The 18,422-nt window shown below is 42.2% G+C and carries 20 protein-coding genes and 1 pseudogene; 18 read left to right on the top strand and 3 right to left on the bottom strand.

The genetic code is table 11. From position 1 onward, the window contains the following. Window positions 1–54 precede the first annotated feature (54 nt). The 11 genes from CWO08_RS05350 to CWO08_RS05300 all read left to right on the top strand — a co-directional run bounded on the left by CWO08_RS05350 (window position 55) and on the right by CWO08_RS05300 (window position 8,448). The gene (locus CWO08_RS05350; protein WP_017107819.1) at window positions 55–513 is read left to right on the top strand and encodes a hypothetical protein; all 459 of its coding nucleotides are present in this window, start codon (window positions 55–57) and stop codon (window positions 511–513) included. A 316-nt stretch (window positions 514–829) separates the two neighbouring features. Beyond that, window positions 830–1,501, top strand: coding sequence for a hypothetical protein (locus tag CWO08_RS05345; protein WP_108020045.1), 672 nt, complete (start codon window positions 830–832; stop codon window positions 1,499–1,501). Then, window positions 1,494–2,816 (top strand): hypothetical protein, encoded by a 1,323-nt coding sequence (locus CWO08_RS05340; RefSeq protein WP_258185273.1) that lies wholly within the window; start codon window positions 1,494–1,496, stop codon window positions 2,814–2,816. The genes CWO08_RS05345 and CWO08_RS05340 overlap by 8 nt, the downstream gene beginning before the upstream one ends. Before the next feature lie 408 nt (window positions 2,817–3,224). Beyond that, window positions 3,225–3,677, top strand: a complete 453-nt coding sequence (locus tag CWO08_RS05335) for a hypothetical protein (RefSeq protein ID WP_108020044.1) — start codon at window positions 3,225–3,227, stop codon at window positions 3,675–3,677. 72 nt (window positions 3,678–3,749) lie between these two features. Next, window positions 3,750–4,088 carry a DUF952 domain-containing protein gene (locus tag CWO08_RS05330; RefSeq protein ID WP_108020043.1) on the top strand — a complete coding sequence of 113 codons (339 nt, stop codon included), beginning with the start codon at window positions 3,750–3,752 and terminating at the stop codon, window positions 4,086–4,088. 108 nt (window positions 4,089–4,196) lie between these two features. Then, window positions 4,197–5,027 (top strand): GNAT family N-acetyltransferase, encoded by an 831-nt coding sequence (locus CWO08_RS05325; protein ID WP_108020042.1) that lies wholly within the window; start codon window positions 4,197–4,199, stop codon window positions 5,025–5,027. 28 nt (window positions 5,028–5,055) lie between these two features. Then, window positions 5,056–5,826, top strand: coding sequence for a GNAT family N-acetyltransferase (locus CWO08_RS05320; protein WP_108020041.1), 771 nt, complete (start codon window positions 5,056–5,058; stop codon window positions 5,824–5,826). 21 nt (window positions 5,827–5,847) lie between these two features. After that, on the top strand, window positions 5,848–6,261 hold the full coding sequence (locus CWO08_RS05315; RefSeq protein ID WP_108020040.1) for an NUDIX hydrolase: 414 nt from the start codon (window positions 5,848–5,850) through the stop codon (window positions 6,259–6,261). 93 nt (window positions 6,262–6,354) lie between these two features. Continuing rightward, window positions 6,355–6,858, top strand: coding sequence for a peptide deformylase (gene def / locus CWO08_RS05310; RefSeq protein WP_108020039.1), 504 nt, complete (start codon window positions 6,355–6,357; stop codon window positions 6,856–6,858). A 223-nt stretch (window positions 6,859–7,081) separates the two neighbouring features. Continuing rightward, window positions 7,082–7,504 (top strand): GNAT family N-acetyltransferase, encoded by a 423-nt coding sequence (locus tag CWO08_RS05305; protein ID WP_102286258.1) that lies wholly within the window; start codon window positions 7,082–7,084, stop codon window positions 7,502–7,504. Between the two features lie 179 nt (window positions 7,505–7,683). Beyond that, window positions 7,684–8,448 carry a hypothetical protein gene (locus CWO08_RS05300; RefSeq protein ID WP_108020038.1) on the top strand — a complete coding sequence of 255 codons (765 nt, stop codon included), beginning with the start codon at window positions 7,684–7,686 and terminating at the stop codon, window positions 8,446–8,448. A 62-nt stretch (window positions 8,449–8,510) separates the two neighbouring features. Here CWO08_RS05300 and CWO08_RS05295 read toward each other — a convergent pair whose 3' ends face one another. After that, complete coding sequence (locus tag CWO08_RS05295; RefSeq protein WP_017106668.1) at window positions 8,511–8,798, bottom strand: hypothetical protein; 288 nt, start codon at window positions 8,796–8,798, stop codon at window positions 8,511–8,513. Between the two features lie 1,097 nt (window positions 8,799–9,895). Here CWO08_RS05295 and CWO08_RS05290 point away from each other — a divergent pair. From CWO08_RS05290 to CWO08_RS05270, 4 genes and pseudogenes are all read left to right on the top strand, one after another. Beyond that, complete coding sequence (locus tag CWO08_RS05290; protein ID WP_108020037.1) at window positions 9,896–10,855, top strand: hypothetical protein; 960 nt, start codon at window positions 9,896–9,898, stop codon at window positions 10,853–10,855. A 228-nt stretch (window positions 10,856–11,083) separates the two neighbouring features. Further along, window positions 11,084–11,404 (top strand): hypothetical protein, encoded by a 321-nt coding sequence (locus CWO08_RS05280; protein WP_061031117.1) that lies wholly within the window; start codon window positions 11,084–11,086, stop codon window positions 11,402–11,404. Window positions 11,405–11,493: 89 nt separating this feature from the next. Next, window positions 11,494–11,756: pseudogene (locus tag CWO08_RS05275) on the top strand (MerR family transcriptional regulator); the annotation flags it as partial. 127 nt (window positions 11,757–11,883) lie between these two features. Beyond that, window positions 11,884–12,555: a hypothetical protein gene (locus CWO08_RS05270; RefSeq protein WP_108020036.1), complete on the top strand. Its 672-nt coding sequence runs from the start codon at window positions 11,884–11,886 to the stop codon at window positions 12,553–12,555. A gap of 146 nt (window positions 12,556–12,701) precedes the next feature. On the opposite strand, the gene CWO08_RS05265 is transcribed toward CWO08_RS05270, so the two are convergent. Further along, entirely contained in the window at window positions 12,702–12,989 is a 288-nt protein-coding gene (locus tag CWO08_RS05265) for a putative quinol monooxygenase (RefSeq protein ID WP_108020035.1), read from the bottom strand. Further along, on the bottom strand, window positions 12,982–13,221 hold the full coding sequence (locus tag CWO08_RS05260; RefSeq protein ID WP_108020034.1) for a DUF2798 domain-containing protein: 240 nt from the start codon (window positions 13,219–13,221) through the stop codon (window positions 12,982–12,984). Before CWO08_RS05260 ends, CWO08_RS05265 begins: the two co-directional genes overlap by 8 nt. 86 nt (window positions 13,222–13,307) lie before the next feature. Here CWO08_RS05260 and CWO08_RS05255 point away from each other — a divergent pair, with 86 nt between their 5' ends. The 3 genes from CWO08_RS05255 (at window position 13,308) to CWO08_RS05250 (ending at window position 18,331) form a co-directional block, all read left to right on the top strand. Beyond that, complete coding sequence (locus tag CWO08_RS05255; RefSeq protein WP_108020033.1) at window positions 13,308–14,165, top strand: LysR family transcriptional regulator; 858 nt, start codon at window positions 13,308–13,310, stop codon at window positions 14,163–14,165. 87 nt (window positions 14,166–14,252) lie between these two features. Next, window positions 14,253–14,471, top strand: coding sequence for a hypothetical protein (locus CWO08_RS23840; protein WP_146161750.1), 219 nt, complete (start codon window positions 14,253–14,255; stop codon window positions 14,469–14,471). A 971-nt stretch (window positions 14,472–15,442) separates the two neighbouring features. Next, entirely contained in the window at window positions 15,443–18,331 is a 2,889-nt protein-coding gene (locus CWO08_RS05250) for an Ig-like domain-containing protein (protein ID WP_108020032.1), read from the top strand. Window positions 18,332–18,422 lie beyond the last annotated feature (91 nt).

Raw genomic sequence — 18,422 nt, 5'->3', positions numbered from 1 at the left:
ACTTATTAATAATTAAAAAGTCATTATTAAAACAATAATATAAAGGACAAATCCATGTTCAAAAGAGCAATTGTTGCTTCAGCCTTACTTTTAAGTTCTTCTGCATTCGCTAATATTGCCGTTGAGGTTAAGAATGAATCTAGAATCTATGATGTAGAATTAACCAGTAAAGATTATCAAACATCTCGATACTCACCAAACCCTCAAGACACCATTATCGCTAAATCAAGTGACCGTTTTAATGTCTCTAGCAATTATCCCAATGTAGTTCGCTTGGTTGATTTTGAATATCAGTATAGTGATAGTTCAGTCTATGACGCACCGCGCTGTCATTTCCGTTTTGTTGCTTTAATCGATCCGCGAACAGGCACTATGTTGCCTCAAAAAGTAATCGCAGAGAATGAGAGCAGAAGTTACCGAGATCGTGCGATTTGTACCGGAAAACTTGATTATTTCAATGTTGTAACCGGAGACGCAAAAGTTACCTTCACTATTAATCGTAGAAAATACTAGTTTTATAAATAGTAGTAATTTAGCTAGGTAAACAACCAAACGCCGACAACCATATCGGCTTTCTTTGACAACTTGTCAGCGACTAGCTTAGCCGCTATTTCAGCGCCACTTACCAACTATAACTCCACATGGAAACCTAGATCTCAATATCCGTGCTAGGTGAAGTGGGAGGTATGTTTGATGTGCGAAAAGCTAGTTATAAACATAAGTTCAAACAATAAAAATGATTCGTTACGCATGGCATTGCTTGCTTGTTGTACCCAATGAGTAAGGAACATGCGTCAGAATTAGCAGTCAGTTAAGAAAGCAGATTTATATGAAAATAAGGTTTTTAATTGTCCCATTAGTTTCCATGTTTATGGGATGTCATGATTTAAGAAAAATAGAGGAGGTGCCGAACGATAAGTTGCCTCCTGCTGCACCAGTATCAGAAGAAGAACCGATCAATACGTTGCCTCCTGTTGCGCCAGTATCAGAAGAAGAACTGATCAATACGTTGCCTCCTGTTGTGCCAGTATCAGAAGAGGAACCGAGCAATACGTTGCCTCCTGCTGCGTCAGGATCAGAAGAAGAACTGGAGTTGCCAGAAACCCTCCCTAATTTGGAAAGAGAGCCGACACTTGTTGGTGTGGATAATGACGATAATGGCATTAGGGATGATATTGAAAGATATATCGATATTAACTACCTCGAACTAGACCAGAAACAGGCAGTTGAGCAGTATGTTAAAGCACTACAGCAAACTTTGATCATTGATCTAACAGATATCAACGCGGTCAAAAGTGCCAATAGAAAACTTTCAGAAGCTGATCATTGTATTTATAGTCGCTTTGATGGAAGTAATAATAGTAAGCAACCGGCGCAAGTATCCCAAGAGCTTGAGTCCATAACAACGAATACGAAAGAAAGACTATTAGCGTATCTCGCCTTTTCCAGAGCCTTGAATGGTACTTCCTGGTCGATTCCAAAAGGAGATACCTGTGAATAAAATAATTCGATACATCTCATCTTTAAGTATTGGCCTATTCCTCTCATCGGTATTGACTTTTACAGCGTCTGCACAGGTAACCACTGAAGGAGATATTTGTAGAAACACAGATGTGGTCGTCGCTTTTTTTAATGGTGTTAACACTACGCCAAGTGGAGCAAACAGAGCAAAAGAAGAGCTAAAAAGAATCCATGGAGAAAAGTCGGTTACAGGAGACTCCATCCAGTATGAGGTTTTTTACAACTACACCGATGGTTTTGAAGACTTTGTTGAAACCTTCGAACAACGTCTTTTGGAGCAAGACCGCATATTGGAAGGGCGTTATGAGCTCTTTTTTGAAATTATGAGAGGCGATGGCCCTTGGTGGTCGAGTATTATTGAAGCTGCCTCTTCGACTGCTGCTCTATATGAAGCTATTGGTGATAAATTTCGGGCTGATACTATTCAAAGCCTTACATCATTGATGGGAAATCCACCTACTACCGCTAACTATTCAGAACATCAGGCCAAGATCGATAACTGGGTCCTTAAAGGCTTTAAGCTACTTTTTGTAGCCCATTCTCAGGGTAACCTTTTTGCGAATGCGGCCTACGAATATACAACAACAAAGGTAAATGAAGACTCCGTTAAAGTTGTTCACGTAGCTCCGGCATCACCGTCTCTTAATGGTGAGCATACATTGGCTGATCTGGATTTGGTGATAAATGGGTTAAGACTTGTGGGCAGTGTACCGAACATTACAGACAATATTCCAGGCTACTTGTTCAGGCCGAGTGGTGTTAATGGTAGTAAGGATATTCTCGGTCATGGTTTTATTGAAATATATATCAACCAAAAGCTAGATATATCGAACAGAGTGAGAACGCAGATCAATGATGCATTGAATACACTTACCGCACCTCCCGCAGAAGCGTCTCAAGGTTTCTTTACCGCACAATTAACGTGGGACGGCAAAGGAGATGCGGATCTTCATGTGACAGAGCCTAGTGGGGATCATGTTTATTACGCCAAAAAACGAGGTTCATCAGGGTATTTAGATGTAGACAATACTAGTGCGTACGGTCCTGAGCATTATTTTAGTTCGTGTAATCCAGCTAGTCTTAAAACAGGGCTTTATTCAGTGTCTGTCGCGAACTATTCTGGTGCTAATGGCCGGTTAGCAACCGTACAGATTGATTCGACGACCAATGGAGCACTTGGTACAAAAAGTGTGAGATTAGGTAGAGCGACAAGTTCTAAGCCTGAGTACCACTTGTTTAATGTGCTAGTTACTAAAAACGAAGAAACGGGAAAATATACCGCAAGTATTGAGTAAGATGTGCACTCGTTAATTTAACACAACACGCTGAAAACCAAACGCCGACAATTTTGTCGGCGTTTTTCCATTCGCCACGGCAACGCTAGTTTTTATCTATAGAACCTCACGTCGTTTATCCATCATCGCGTCACACACAAACCTAAAATCAACTATCCCGTCTGGGCAAGGATGTATATGGATAAAATGATAAGTAATACACATATTCATAAGATTTCTACATTTAATTAGAGTTATTAGGAATACTTCTGTTTCTCGTCATGTATGATGCGACTTTCTTGCTAAGGCATTGTTATTAAATGACTTAATTGTCAATTTAATAGCTGTTGCTATTAGTAGCCGAACTATTTCAATTATAAACAGCGTCAATGTTCGGTCTCGGAACCGTTATCAGTAAAAGGGCTAGGTATGTATTTTTTGAACATCAAAGACTTAAAGGCAGACATCAAAGCCGATAAGTTATCGGAGAAAGATCGTTTTCGGTATGTATTTATATATATCGCGTTGGGTACGCTCGCGATGTATGGCTACGCGAATGGCTTTTCAAATACCTGGGAGGTTATCGAATCAATCAGTTTCAGCGTAATCGTACTTCTAGGGACCTATTTTGCTTATAGAGCCAATGGTGCAGAAAATGGGCGAGACTTCTTAGGTCGCTATTTTGGTATCAGCTTTGTTGTGGGTTTGAGGTTTCTCATTTTTATGTTGCCTCTCTATATTCTGTTATTTTTCTATTACTTTTCAGTGATATCTGATGATGGCGATATTGCTACCACAGGCGTTGATGTAGCAATATCGATGAGTATAAACATCTTACTGTATGCGCGTATTGTTAAGCATATGGGCGATGTAAGAGATTAATCATAAACCGTGTAATCAGGCCGCTAGACGGCTTAAGTAGACTCAAACTCTTAGCAAGTAGGATAAATAAAAATGCTATACCACTTACTGACCGAAAGTGATTACAAAGAATACCAAAGCGCAGAAACCTATGAACCCGCATCCTTGAAGGGCGAAGGCTTTATCCACCTTGCTTATGAAGAGCAACTGCAAAAAATTGTAGATTGTTTCTTTGTGGGAGTGGCGCAAGCATATCTTCTAGAAATCGACAAAAGCGTGATTGCTAAAGACTTAAGAGATGAGCCTCCTGTAGGGGCTGAAGATGATGGGGCACTTTACCCACATTTATACAGTCCACTTTCTAAGCAAGCCGTGATTAGAACAATAAAGTTAGTCGCGGACTCGTCAGGTACGCTAAAAGTAAACCTGTAACAATCGCAGTATTCCTATCGGCTCTGTACCATTCAAAACAAGCAGCACTTAATCGTGTGTTGTTTTGGCTCTACAGAGCTTTTTGTTTCCATCAAGTTAAGGAAAACAATGCAAGTTAAAGCAGTTAAAGACGCATATAACGCTTACTTTTATTTTAATAATGAGCGAACCCTTTCAACCGATTTAGCCAGTGAACTGATTTCAATTGAAGATGATGGCTTCACTGTTTTTATCGACAAAACACGTAAGTACGACAACCAGATCCTCATTGACGGGGGTTGCAATTCCGCGAGCTTAGAGGCGGACCTCAAGCTATTTGTAGATGGTATCTCACCTGAGATTTCTATTGCGCCTAACGCTTTAACAACAGAGCTGAAATCATGGTTATCGAAACATCAGTTTGTGCCTGCTTTTGAGCATGAGTTTCTTGAGTTACCCGCAGAAGGCTATGTAGAAAAGCCGAGTACTGAAAAATCAAGCGCAGAACCATCGAGCCCAGAACCATCCAGCGTAGAACCATTGAGCGATGTAGGTAAAGTCACGATTGAGCGATGGACGCAAGATAATGCCGATGAGTTTTTGGCTTTGCTCAAAACATCCGGTTTAGAGTGTTCAGACCAAATTTGGCAGCAGAAACGCGCGCTCTATTGCACGGATACTTTCCGTTGTTACGTTGCGAAAATAGAGGGTAAACCGTGCGCTTGGGCGACGAGTTTTATCAACAACGAACATGCAATACTTGCCAATGCGTATACACAAGAGCGCTATCGTTCAAAGGGATGCCAAACGGCGCTGTTAAGATCTCGAATCGAAGATGCGATCGCCTTAGGGGCAAAGGTACTTTTAACCGACGTAATGCCAAACAGCACCAGTAGCAAAAATTGTAAATCGATCGGTTTTCGCTCGGTTGGCGTACGAAGTGTATGGTGTAAAGATTAGAGATAGGGCGATCTACCAAGAGAAAATTATGAATACAACGGATGTAATGCAAGAGTACAACGAGTTCGAGCGAAAACGTTTTAACTCATTCAATGGTATTAAGGTCACAGAGAACAACCTGACTAAGTTCGTATCTAACGATCGTCATGGTAGCTATATCTCCTTTTTCGACTTCGATGAAAGCCTCACAGACTCTATCGTCAAAGAGCAACTCGCGTACTTTAAGCAGCGTAACCTATGTTTTGAATGGAAGACGTACAGTACCGACAAACCAACGAACATTAGTGCCGTATTGCTCGAGAATGGTTTTGAGCAGGATGAGCACGAGTCATTCATGGTGTTGGACCTGTCTAAGGCCACCTGCGAGCCCTTTGGTGAAGGTAAGATCACCGAGGTGGCGGACAGCAAAGGCATTCGCGATGCTATCAAAGTCCAAGAGCAAGTTTGGGGTGGCGATTTCGAATGGCATTACAACCATTTAGTCAGCCTTAAACAGCACGCTCCCGATTCAGTGTCTATCTATGTCGTGTATGTCGACCACCAGCCTGTGACCTCAGCGTGGATCATATTTAATGGAAGCAGCCCGTTTGCAGGTATTTGGGGCGGAAGTACCATCGAAGCATTTCGAGGTAAAGGCTATTACAGTTTGCTATTGAACAAACGCATTGAGGAAGCCAAATCGAGAGGGGTTAAATACCTTACCATCGATGCTTCTGATATGAGTAAACCCATTGTATCCAAACGTGGTTTTGAAGTGATCGCGACCACCACGGGGTATACCTCACCAAGTAGCGAGTAATGTGTTTCAAAGGAGTAAAGAGTGAATAATCAAGTACGTGTAGGTGTGGCTGCGGTCATTTTCCGGGAAGGACGCATCCTACTTGGCGAGCGAATTGGCTCACATGGTGCGAATACGTGGGCGACGCCTGGTGGGCACCTTGAACTGGGTGAAAGCATTGAAGAGTGCGCGGAGCGAGAAACCCTTGAAGAGACAGGGTTAGAGGTCGGCGCTTTTAAGAAGCTCGGCTTTACCAACGATATCTTCGAAAAAGAAGGCAAGCACTACGTCACCTTGTATGTTGTCGCGACCAGTTCTCGTGGTGAGCCTCAAGTCATGGAGCCTCATCAGTGTAAGCAGTGGCAATGGTTCGACTTAGATGAACTGCCAGAACCTCTGTTCTTACCTTTGGTGAACTTGTTGAAGGAACCGGTAAACTTCAAGAATTTTGACTAGTCAGAACGCCCATACTTGGTACTGAAAGAACATTGGGTTATCTTGTTCACTCTTTTACAACGTAATGATTCAATTGAAAATTCAAAGGAAAGCATGGCAGTTTTAGACATTCTTACCGCACCGGATCCAAGGCTCAAAGTGAAAGCGGAAGAGGTGCAAGATGTATCGGCGATACAAACACTCATCGACGATATGTTAGAAACACTCTACGCCACGGATAACGGTATCGGTTTGGCATCCACTCAGGTCGGTCGTAAAGAGGCCGTGGTGGTTATCGATATTTCAGACAGCCGAGACCAACCGTTAATCTTGGTGAACCCGGTCGTCGCAAGTGGCTCCAACAAAGCTTTGGGTCAAGAAGGCTGCTTATCAGTGCCTGACTACTATGCGGATGTCGAGCGTTTTACGTCTGTGGCTGTTTCTGCTCTCGACCGAGAAGGGCAGCCAATCACCATTGAAAGCGATGACTTTCTCGCTATCGTCATGCAGCATGAAATTGACCATTTATCGGGTAACCTATTTATTGATTACCTGTCGCCACTAAAGCGTCAAATGGCGATGAAAAAAGTTAAAAAGTACCTAAAATCGCACGCTTAATCCGGCTTATAAACCCCTATCTCTTCAAACCCAACGCGTGAATTTCAACACATCAACGTTGGGTTTTGTCGCTATCCTTCTCAATTTTGTGTACTACTCCTTTCATGTTGCACGGCTTTTCAATAGGTTGATCCGTTCCCTTAGTTATGCTGCATATGCAAGCGAGTGCTTTTAGTTTGGTTCTCGTGTTTCATTCAGTTTTAACGTTCACAAAAGGTAAATGATGATCCAAGTAAAAAATGTAGCTTTTGATAGTGAAAATGAACAATCAATTCGTTCTATTCGCGAGAACGTATTTATTAACGAGCAATTTATCGCACCTGAAATAGAGTTCGATGGGTTAGACAGCTCAGCCATCCATGCCGTGGTGACTGTCGATGGAAAGCCTGTCGGCACAGGCCGTATTTTAAGCGACGGTCACATTGGTCGTATTGCCATCATGAGAGATTTTAGAGGACAGGGGCTTGGCTCGAAGATTGTTTTATCGCTCATCGATGAAGCGAAGAAGAGCGGTTACAAGCGCGTGTATCTTGGCTCACAAAAGCAAGCCATCGACTTCTATACCAAGCTGGGATTCACACCATTTGGAGAAGAGTTCATGGAAGCAGGCATTGTGCACTTGTCTATGGAAAAAACGTTAGCTTAATGGGTTCATGTAACTAGCATTATCAAGACACTGATGGCAGCAGTGTAACGCTGTTGCCCTCATCGAAACATGGTTTGATAAAGCACTAAGCACTAAGCACTAAGCACACAAGCAATAAATAGTAAGCACCGAAGCTATAAAAAGTAAGTAATAAAGCGATAAGGCAATAAAGGAATATAATGAAGAAAAACCTCGTGGTTGGCGGCTCTTTACTGGGCGTTGTAGCACTCTTTTTCGTTGGCAAACACAGAGGCGAAGAACTGACCCTTGCCCCTTGTGATATGGGTGAAAAAGTCGAAACTCCCGTTCACTTCTTTACTGACGTATCGATGAGCGAGTCAAAAATTCAGAAGATGATAGGCTACTCTAATCTTGTTCTTCAAAACTCATGCATACCAATGGAGCGAACATTATCAGGCATCACGAGAATCGACCTTTCTGGTTTCCAAGATGCGGAAAGTAGCAAGCTGCACAAACAGTTAGTTAAGCTGGTTGGCGACGAGGTGTTGGAACCCATGCAGCGAGAGGGTAGCTACTATGCACTGGTTCTTCCTGAAGACCACGAGTTCTCAGACGACGGAACCTTTGGTACGGTTGATCTGAATTTAAGCCGTAGCTTTTTAGTGCTGTCATCTGCAGCAGAGGTAGGGGTACTTGAGCATGAACTCGGTCATTTGGCTTGGGCTTGGCACAACGACACTCCCGATCACTGGCTCAAAGGTATGTTGCTACAAGAAAACCATGATTATATAAAACCTTACTCTTTCGGCGCTTTGTGCCGGGAAGCGGGCACCGTGATGACCTACGCTGAAAAAGTATTGCCCGTGTATTCCTCGCCAAACATTCAATACTACGGAAAAGCATGTGGTAATGCAGAAAAAGCAGACAACGCAAGGCACATGCGAGAGTTTGCTCAGTCACTCGCTTTAAATGCCGCAACATAGGCATCTAAGACAATAAATGAATAAATACCGACCCTAAAGGTCGGTATTTTTATTCGTCAGCTCTAATTAGAGCCACACTCCAACATAAAGCCACCTTCAGTGCGGCGTAAAGTGATCGTCGTGCTGGCCTCTAATTCCCCCTCCGGTAAATAAACCGCGCAGTTTTCGAACCCAGCAGAGTTAGTTGAATTGATCGTTTCATAGACCTCTTCTGAGCTGTCTACATTTTCACCTGCGTAAACAATAACGTTATCGATTTGGGCAAGCATCTGGTCGGAATTTTGTGTTGCTTTAGCGTGAGCGAAAACAGAAATAGAACCAAGAGCAAGAAACAGTAAAGCCTTTTTCATTTTATACCTCGTAAGAGTTTAGGGTTGGTGTTGAGGAGCTAATATACATCGGAATGTTTGTAGATCAACAAAAAATTATTGAATAACAATAATTTTTTGTTGTTTTGTGTTTGTTCTACCATGCGCATAATGGTGAAAGCCTTCGGTTTTATTGGGCTGTTCGCTCTTAACTAACCCTTTGCTCGGTTGCGAAATTTCTGAATGCCTTCATCCTCGCTCCGTCATTTTTTACGCAGCTAAACCTATTGATGACTTTTGATCTATCCGTTCTATGGGGATTCGCTGGTGGTGGAGGCTAAACGTGTGGAGTCGTCGATCAAGATTGATTCACAACACATGGTATTTAGTGCTGAATCGGTGCGGCTCATAACGTGAGTAGTTGAGTGGCTAGTTCACCTCAACACGCGTTGCACCTTTCTAGCATTTATCGTGATGACAAAAATTATCAGTGCACAAAAGGTTTCATCGCTGCGGAACTTTAAGTATAGAATTCAGATGGTTAAAGACCATTAAATTTACAAGGATAAATGATAAGGTCTGCCAGCGTGTTGAAAGTGGCGATGTAACGACATAGGAAACTTAAGCCAAATGGATGAGTATCAAGGCTTTGTGAGTTACCAAAAATGAATCGTTACACGCGGCGTCAAAGTGTTGGAAATATCAATAAGATAGTTTGATTTTAAGTATGAAATACTGATTTATTAAAGAATCAGTCTCACATACCATCCTTCTGAGTTTGAATGTTGTTCTGTAAATTTATCAGCAAGAGACTAGCCGACATTGCGGTTTAATCCTCATGCTACAGACAGTTCAGGAACCAAAATGCTAAGGCGGCGGGGGAAGAAATCAACCTGCAAGATGACGACTCACTCACACATTGCGCCATTTTCTGTATTTTGCCGAAACTATATCGAAAATTTCTGTGTTTCATCATGTTTGCTTCAGTAGCAAGCAGGTAAGGTGTTGTTATTAAGCTAGTTATTAGGCAGTTCCCGAACGGTTCAGATTACTAGATAGAAATGTGTCAGGGGCAAAATGCAGAATTATTCTGTCTAATATAGCTGTTATGCTTATCGACGAACAGGAGAAGTTGAAGGTTGGAAGGAATAAAGAATATACATATTCAAGTAAAAAGTGCATATCCAGTCATTAGTGCATATGAGTTTGAATTTCTTAAAGAATTAGATGAGATCCAACAGCTTTGGAGTGAAAGTACCATATATTTTATCGTCCAAAGACCTTTGATTTATTTTAATAAGCTTCATATCGATAAAGGTATAGTGAAATACGAAATATCCGACATGAATGGAAACCCTCCGCTTACGGGAAGCCTAGACCCATACACTGCAGGGTTTGCTCGTGAAGGTGAAAGCTTTCATTTTACTGCCAATTTGTATACGGGGAGCGCTAAAGATAAAATGTCTTTGGACTATGTATCATCGTTCGCAATTGAAACTGAAACCCGAGAGCATTTAGCATGGATAACGCCTCAAAAAATTATCCACTTGAGTATAATGGGCAGTGAAGGCTATGCTCTAGAAGGCAATGTAAAGGATTATATAGATTACAGAGTTCATTATATTGGGCAAGCCTTTAGTCAAGATATTTGGTCTCGCCTAACTGGTCACGAAAAAATGCAGTCTATCCTGACTAGGGAAGCACTATTTGATAGCAAAGGTAATCGAAATTCATTTGAAATAGCACTGATTTTAATGGAGGTTACAGGATTCAGTGAAGCACAAATGATGCCTTTTCAATCATGGATGCTACAAGGCGATACCAAGCCAATAGTTCATAATTTGCAAGGTAACTCATTTAGCAGCTTTTGTTCTCCTTTTATAGATGCAGATGACCAGTCATTGACAAATGAAGTCGAGGCTCTTTTAGTCAATAGTTTTCAACCTGAATATAATAAAATAAAGTTTAAAAAGTACCCTGATATTGCAAATGGCACTAGGTCAAAAGGATATACTGAGGCTACCTTACAAATTGAGTATAACCCTGTTACTTTCGTAACTGATTCTCATAAAATAGAACCGATATTTGTACGAAAATAAGCATACAAGCTGTTTAAGAATGATTCGCAACGCGTGGCATTTTTACTATGTGTTAGCTTTAGTGCTTAAGGCGTCATGCGGAAGTATCGATATTGCGTTGCTCACTCCTCAACAAGGCATGAGTGACGCAATTTGTGGCTTGTGTCATAGGTTGCATAATCTTGCTAAGTATATGTTTATCATCATGTTAAAGTAACTCGTATGTATCAAACTACGGGCAACCTTATTATGAAAAAAGTTCTATTAGCACTTACCTTTGCTTTGTCAGCAATATCATTCAACTCTTCGGCTGCATTTGGGCTAAGTGATTTAAAGCAAGATAAGATCTGTCATTTTGCTAACGGTGATGAAGCGAATGCTAAATGTAAAGATGGTGATGTAGCCATGTGGACACCAAATTCATTCGGTAATGAACAGCTACCAATTTTGTATATCTCACTATTTTGCGATTTTGAAGCTCCAATTACTCATACCGTGGGTGGTGTGTCTTGTATTTTTACCACTAAGCGTAAAGCTCAATGGAGCGATTTTGGTATCACAGTTAAGTAACAAAGCGTTATAACCCGCATTTAAGAGTAGAACCCAACGGCAGCAATCTATCGTTGGGTTTTTGCGTTTTTAGTGTAACGCGTTCTTGGATGATAGTCTCTGGCTTGGTGGGTTTGTCGGCTCATACGCTTAGATACTATGAAAAAATCGTTTTGCTTCAAAATGTTCAGCGTAATAGCAGTCGGCACCGAGTGTATAGCGCGAAAGACGTAAAGTGGCTTGAGTTTGTCATTCGACTAAAAGAAACGGCCATGCCACTCGAAGAGATATTGGAATACGCTCGATTAAGGGAGCAGGGCAGCAGCGCGGTACTTGAACGTCAGCGCTGCTAGAACAGCACCAACAGAGTTTAGAGTTACTGTTTTGATGTTCAGAGGTGTCGCACTTGGTATTTTCCTCTCAAGGGTTTTATCGAAGTGATGAGGGAACTTATAAGAATTAGGCGTCGTAAGCTATAGGGGGAGGCAAGCTTAAAAGGTATGAAAAAATATATTTTTGGTTCGTTATTTTTACTGATCGTTGTTGTTGGTGCCTACTTATCGTTTGGCGTTTATCGGAACTCTGCTTTCTCAACCAATATTGAAAATGGCAGCTATGGTGAGTGTCTGAATGACTCTGCGATAAAGAATTACAGTATTGATCTGTGGAATCGAGAGGATGCTTTTGATGTTCGTTTTGTCGAATCAGGTAATTCTCATTGCTTTGCACCAAAATTTCCAGCAATTGAGGTTTCGTCCTCGAAAGTGACACACTGGCTACATATTGTGGAAACATCGAGCGGCGCGCAGTTTTCAGGTAAACATGCGTCCTTGGGAAACTTTGGTCCCAATTGGGTTTTTGTTGATGTTGGTAGCCAAGAGAAGCGTGACAGTAGTTACCCCTTTTATAGTTTGGGTAAGGTTTTTCGAGATAATCCAGGTTGGACTTCGGCTCCCCATATCACTTTAACTTGGAATGGAAAGTTGTTTGGGCTATCTGAAGTAGAAGGGGTATTCTATCCAGTTGGCGCGGTGTCTTGGGGTTTTAATCTAAAAAGTTGGTCTTTAGCTCCTGAAGCTCTTTCCCCTAAATTACTCGAGAAAAGTGCGTGGTTGGAAGTGGTGGAAACACTTAATGATGAGTATCCGGGCTATGTATTCAGTGTTGAATAGGCTATGCATATAACAAACGACTAAGACTCAAGATACTTTTTCGAATGTTCACGGAATGAGTTAGAGCCGAAGCTCAAGCAACTTTTAAATGATAGGTAGGTGAGGCCAATACCTACCTAGTGACTTACTCAGATATATCTGAGAATTTAACCCTCTACATTGGTCATTTTGTGTATTTGTGGCTCATGAGCTAATGCGGTTTTATAAAACTCAAATATCGGTGTGATATATGGCTGGGCATAGTGTTCGTCTAGGGCGGCCTGGTTGACCCAGTTTTCAACCAAGATAAGCTGGTCTTTCGCTTTGTTTTCATATAGCTCAAAACGCAAGCAACCCGCTTCTTCTCGAGTAGCCGTTAGAATGCCTTCAGCTTTTTGTTTGCACTCCGCATAAAATTCACTTTTTGGGGTAATAAAAGCCACAACACTAAGCATTGTTTTTCTCCTTTTTGGGGGTAAATTGGCACATCAATTTTTGGGTTAATACCATGATTGGTTTATTCAACAAGTAGGCCGCTGCAAACGAAGCCGGCCAAGCATTAATAAAGGCAAAGCTCCATCGACTGATGAAATCCTCTGGTAAACCGAGATTGATGTAAGTAACCCACGCGGACACCATACTTGACATCGCGCATGAGAACAGAGCAGTGAACAAAAGTTTTGTCATAGCGCTTCCTCCTGTCTGTATACTGTATGGATTTATCGTATCCTCAGCCATACGAGCTTTAGAACACTAAGATTGCGGAAAACCCTATGCTGGATGATTTTTTATTATTTGTTGAAGTAGCTCGCCGAGGCAGTTATTCAAAAGCGGCACGAGACTTAACAACTACCGCGCCTACCTTGTCCAAACGCATCTTATTGTTAGAAGAGAGATTAGGTGAGTCACTCTTTATTCGCTCCTCTAGGGGAGTCAAACTCACCAGCTTTGGTAAAGGGTTATTTGAACAGCTTGGCGAGACCACCCTAAATCTTCATCAGGCTGTGACTGAAAGCTCGAAAAGTGAAGCGGTTTCCTTCGTCTTACATTGCCCACGAAACTTAATCATTGGCCAACTATACCCAGCGCTTGAAGCCTTTCTGCTAGAGAAAAGGCATGTGGATGTCGTTATTGAGCCTGCCAATACAAATGTGCTGCTCAGCCAAACTTCTTTTGATTTAGCCATACGTAGTGGAGAGCAAAGAGACTCGTCTTTTTACCAGAAAAAGTTAGCCAACATTGCCGTATGCCTTGTCTCAAGACGAGACTGCAAAAGCGGAGATCGACTTATTATGCCGTACTCTAAGACGCAAGTTTCAGGGCAAGACTTGCTAAGTATCGAGCGGCAATACTCCAAGGTTTCTCGGGTCAACGACATTACCTTGGTACGCAAACTGGTCGCGTCAGGCATGGGTGTAGGCCTATTGCCTATGACAGAGATCGCCGATTTGAATAGTGAGATGTCCGGGCACATTCAATACGACTCTGAAATACTTTTTACTCGGCCTATGTATGCCTTGTGGGCGAATAAACCAAAACCTTCGTCACTGTCCCAAGATCTGATCACATGTATCGAGAGTTGTGTTCAAAACACTCCCGCTTTACAAGGGCGCAAGGTTGACTTGACGTGATTGGGTTGGCTGCTATGGAAAGGTAATTCTCCATATATCAACGATTTTTGGTGAGATGGCAAATGAGCTACCATCAGGGTACTTTATGTGAGCCATTTGAAGAGCAATCTTAACAAGCTAATACTGCATGGGAATGCTAACCGCTTTCTCGGCTTCGCTTCGCTGCACATTTTAGCAAGCTATTATCAGCCCATGATTGGGCGGTATATCTTTGGAAGAATCGGTAAGGGAACAGGTGTTCAATGGTGGATAAAATTACATGGTTTTTTAGATAAGCTGGAACGCTTGTATAAATCACTGAACTAAGTGGTAATTGAGTGCCTTATGAAAATTTGTTGCAGTGTGGAGACCTTAATCAGGTAAGTGTGTTTATAAGTCATAACTTCATATCTAGAGGATGCGAATTAACCAGTCTTGACCTGTATAACGATGGAAAAGGGCGCCAGTAACGGCGCCCTTTGTGTTAGTTGGCAACGCTGTAAGTGTCGTGGCCGCGTAGTAAGAAGAGTGCAGTACGCTGTGAGAGGCGGTTTTCGGCTTGCCTTTTTAACCGTTGGGTAAAATAAATACAGAACAAGCATAAAAAACACAGGCGTGACGTTCGGTTTTTAATGGAAGACATTGAAGTCATAGAGAGATAATTAAATTTTTAATTGAATAATTCAGTTGAAAATAGAATTAATACTCTAAATAATACCGTTTTATACATGACTCTTTCCCATGAATAAATTGTGACTTTAATTCAAAATAAAAATAAAACCCAACTTGGAGTTGTTACTGTTATTTTAATTTAAACGTCATATTAAAAATTGGTATTTAGATGGGAGTTAATGATCCATGAACCTTTTTTAGCGAAATAGACTTCATGGTTCGTATGAGAGTTATTCTTTCTATAGGTGCTTTTAGATGAGTGGTTTTAATTTAAGTTATTGTTATATATTGATTTGCATGTGATTTTCTTTGTCTGTTAGTTATGCCGCCAAGACCCTTTCTTATCCAGGTTAATTTAATTATTTTTACCTTTTCTAAATTAGTTCAACCTAATTTAGTTCATTCTGAGTGGGTGGTTTAAAGGGGCTTTACATAATTGTATTTTCCGAAATTTTGGGCTTTATCTCATAATTAAATAAATTTTGACATTTATTCAATAAGTAAAAATTTAATTCCTTGTTGGTTAATTTCTTGTGTAAATTAAGTGTGATTGCAAGGGGGGGATGAATTTCCAATTGCAGGTTTATTGCAGAAAAAATAATTAATATAAAGCTAAGGAATCAAGTATGTATCTAAGAAAGAGCAGTGCTAAACAGATTCACTCTTTTGGATATCGCGCGTTAGGGCTAACAATGCTTTGCTCTGGCTTATTGTTGAATCCAATTTCACAAGCCATGGCTAGTGAGTTCAGTACTGATGCGGTAGCTCAGTCAGAAAGTGAATACTGGAGCACCTATAAGCTAGATATCACAAACACGGGCTCAGATAGCGCAGACATGCGTGAAGCCGTGATCGAATTTTTATTGCCAGTAGCGATTAACGAGATCAACTGGGCGTCGAACCATCTTTCTTACCCATCATGGGAAATCTCTCATACGACGCAAGCGGATGGGGTATTGAACGCCGTGACGTTGACGTTCCCGGAAGGCTCTTGGGTTGATAGTGAGCTGGCCTCAGGTGAATCTGCGGCATTGACTATCTCTTTCGGTGGTGAACTGACTGATCTGAATGCGTTTGAGAATTCTGTTGTGGTTAAAGTGGATGGCGAAGTGGTTCCTCCACCAGAGTTTTCACTGGATATTTTAGCGCCTGCTCAAAACTCAGTGGTTTACACAGGTACGAATGTTGACATCATTACGGGTGTCGAAGGTGAGGGTGCAAGCAAACTCGAGTTCTGGGCAAACAGTACCAAATTGGGTGAGCAAAACGTTGTAGAAGGTACAACAGAATACCAACAAGCTTGGCTTCCAAGCGAAGTTGGTGCAGCATCGATCACTGTGATGGCTTTCAATGACAGTGGCGATAAACTCACAGAAAAAGCAGTTCAAGTGACGGTAGAGTCAGAATCGACGGCGCCAAATCCACCTGTGATTGAGTTTATCTCGCCAGACGCAGGCTCTTCTCACCAAAAAGGTGACAGCATCACAATTTCAGCGCATGTAACAGATGCAGATGATGACTTAGCGACGGTTAAGTTCTTCGCTAACGATTCAGAAGTGTGTTCTCTTGATGCGAAAACGACCCAAGATTTCTCTTGTGACTGGACAACGCAAACGGCAGGCTCTACTACGCTTCGTGCGGAAGCAAAAGATGACGAGCAACATGTCTCTAGTAAGAACTTAACCATCACGGTGACAGATACAAGCACCAGCTGTGGTGACATACCTCAGTACCAAGATGGTGTGGCCTATAACGTCGGTGATGAAGTCACTAACATTGGCAATATCTACTCATGTACGGTATCGGGTTGGTGTGGTAACCCTGTATGGACACCAGGAACCGGTCATCCAAGTTATCCTGATGCGTGGAAAGATGCATGGGATGAAGCGGGTGAGTGTGATCCGAACCCTGTGCCAGTGGTGGACGTTCAATCACCGCAAGATGGACAGAAAATCGCACCTAACCAAGCATTTGAAGTGGTTGTCGATGCATCGGATGACACTGAAGTTGCTCGCGTTGATGTTCAATTGAATGGTCAAGTGGTTGCGTCATCAAACACGCCTTCACAAGGAGATACTTATACCATCACGGTGCCTGCCCAAGTTGAAGGCCAATACACATTGACGGTTGTTGCCTACGATGACCAAGGTGCGAGCGCGGAGGCGGCGCCAATTTCTTTAGCGATTACCGACAAAGATTTAGTTGTTTCTTTAGCATCTCCTGTGGATGGTTCAAGCTACTTCGAAGGTCGTGCGATTTCGATCAAAGCAGACGCGAAGAGTTACGAAGGCGATATTTCCTCGGTAAGCTTCATTGCGAACGGTAACGAGCTGTTTAAAGACACGGAAGCACCTTATGAATATGAGTGGCTAGGTGCTCAGCAGGGTACATATGCTGTCACGGCAAAAGCGGTGAATACGGCCAACCAAGAGCAAACCTCTGCAACGTCTAACATTACAGTCAAAGAAAGCACAGGTGGTGGCGGCTTAGTCGATAACCCTGATCGCTCTATCAGTTACCTAACGTCTTGGGGGTTGAATGACTACCAAGAGCTGTTCAACTCAGAAGGTGATGGTTACTTATTGTCATTTGGTAAGTGGGACGCGAGCGGTAACATCACGATCTCTGATGGCATGCTAACACCACCGAATTACAATCCGGACTGGATGCCAACACAGTACCTAGCATGGTCAACGCTCAAGCATGACAACGAAAATGCGACTATGATGGTTGCGTTTGGTGGTCAAACTTACGAGAGCATTTGGTCGGCGATCAGTACGCCTGAAAGCCGTGAATCGGTTGCGAATGGGTTAGTTGATTTGGTGCATACGCCATTCCCTGTGTACAAAAAGAACCTAAAACCTGAAGAGGTGGAAGGCGAGTGTCTTGCAACAAACTCAGACGGTAGCTGTGATTACAGCAAGTACCAATTAGCGGGTTACGTGCACATTGATGGTCTGGACTTTGACTTTGAGAAAGCGGCACGAATCTCAGACAAAGAGAACCAAGACTTAACGGCTTTGATCAAACTTATCCGTGAGAAAGTGGGTAATACGAAGGTTCTGTCTCTGACGACTTACCACGTAGGCGCGGATCCAGTTGAATGTATGGATGCAAGCGTGTTTGAAAACTGCTCTTACATTGAAGAGTCTGGTCGTTCATCTCACCACGGTGAAGTGATTGATCTGTTGAAAGCGACCAAGAACGACTTTGATTTCTTCAACGTGATGACATACGACGCGGGTCGAAACTTCTTATACGAAGTCGCGATGGCAAACTACGCTGAGTACATTGGAGACAAGTCGAAGATTGTTCTAGGTAATACGATCAACAGTCAGTGGGCACCCGGTGGTAACTTTGTTGAAACACGTCAGAACAACCTAGACCGTGCTAAATGGCAGAAAGATAACGGTTACGGTGGCTTCTTTATGTGGACGTTAGGTTCAAATAGCCAAAGTTTGAGCATGGCAGAGCAAGTGGACTACTTTAACGAGATGATTAGCGTAAGTAAGTAGTACTTACCTTATCACCTACTTGAACGACGGAAGGCGCTTATGCCTTCCGTTATTCTTTTAATCTCCATCATGGGAATGCTTTTCTCGCCTT

The organism is Vibrio sp. 10N.286.48.B8 (genome assembly GCF_003050085.1).
GTDB classification, from domain to species: domain Bacteria; phylum Pseudomonadota; class Gammaproteobacteria; order Enterobacterales; family Vibrionaceae; genus Vibrio; species Vibrio crassostreae.
This window is presented reverse-complemented; position numbering and strand designations above follow the sequence as displayed.

Coding starts and splice junctions, on each gene's coding strand:
- CWO08_RS05350 (WP_017107819.1), top strand. CDS start 55: ATGTTCAAAAGAGCAATTGTTGCTTCAGCCTTACTTTTAAGTTCTTCT.
- CWO08_RS05345 (WP_108020045.1), top strand. CDS start 830: ATGAAAATAAGGTTTTTAATTGTCCCATTAGTTTCCATGTTTATGGGA.
- CWO08_RS05335 (WP_108020044.1), top strand. CDS start 3,225: ATGTATTTTTTGAACATCAAAGACTTAAAGGCAGACATCAAAGCCGAT.
- CWO08_RS05330 (WP_108020043.1), top strand. CDS start 3,750: ATGCTATACCACTTACTGACCGAAAGTGATTACAAAGAATACCAAAGC.
- CWO08_RS05325 (WP_108020042.1), top strand. CDS start 4,197: ATGCAAGTTAAAGCAGTTAAAGACGCATATAACGCTTACTTTTATTTT.
- CWO08_RS05320 (WP_108020041.1), top strand. CDS start 5,056: ATGAATACAACGGATGTAATGCAAGAGTACAACGAGTTCGAGCGAAAA.
- def (WP_108020039.1), top strand. CDS start 6,355: ATGGCAGTTTTAGACATTCTTACCGCACCGGATCCAAGGCTCAAAGTG.
- CWO08_RS05305 (WP_102286258.1), top strand. CDS start 7,082: ATGATCCAAGTAAAAAATGTAGCTTTTGATAGTGAAAATGAACAATCA.
- CWO08_RS05300 (WP_108020038.1), top strand. CDS start 7,684: ATGAAGAAAAACCTCGTGGTTGGCGGCTCTTTACTGGGCGTTGTAGCA.
- CWO08_RS05295 (WP_017106668.1), bottom strand. CDS start 8,798: ATGAAAAAGGCTTTACTGTTTCTTGCTCTTGGTTCTATTTCTGTTTTC.
- CWO08_RS05280 (WP_061031117.1), top strand. CDS start 11,084: ATGAAAAAAGTTCTATTAGCACTTACCTTTGCTTTGTCAGCAATATCA.
- CWO08_RS05270 (WP_108020036.1), top strand. CDS start 11,884: ATGAAAAAATATATTTTTGGTTCGTTATTTTTACTGATCGTTGTTGTT.
- CWO08_RS05265 (WP_108020035.1), bottom strand. CDS start 12,989: ATGCTTAGTGTTGTGGCTTTTATTACCCCAAAAAGTGAATTTTATGCG.
- CWO08_RS05260 (WP_108020034.1), bottom strand. CDS start 13,221: ATGACAAAACTTTTGTTCACTGCTCTGTTCTCATGCGCGATGTCAAGT.
- CWO08_RS05255 (WP_108020033.1), top strand. CDS start 13,308: ATGCTGGATGATTTTTTATTATTTGTTGAAGTAGCTCGCCGAGGCAGT.
- CWO08_RS05250 (WP_108020032.1), top strand. CDS start 15,443: ATGTATCTAAGAAAGAGCAGTGCTAAACAGATTCACTCTTTTGGATAT.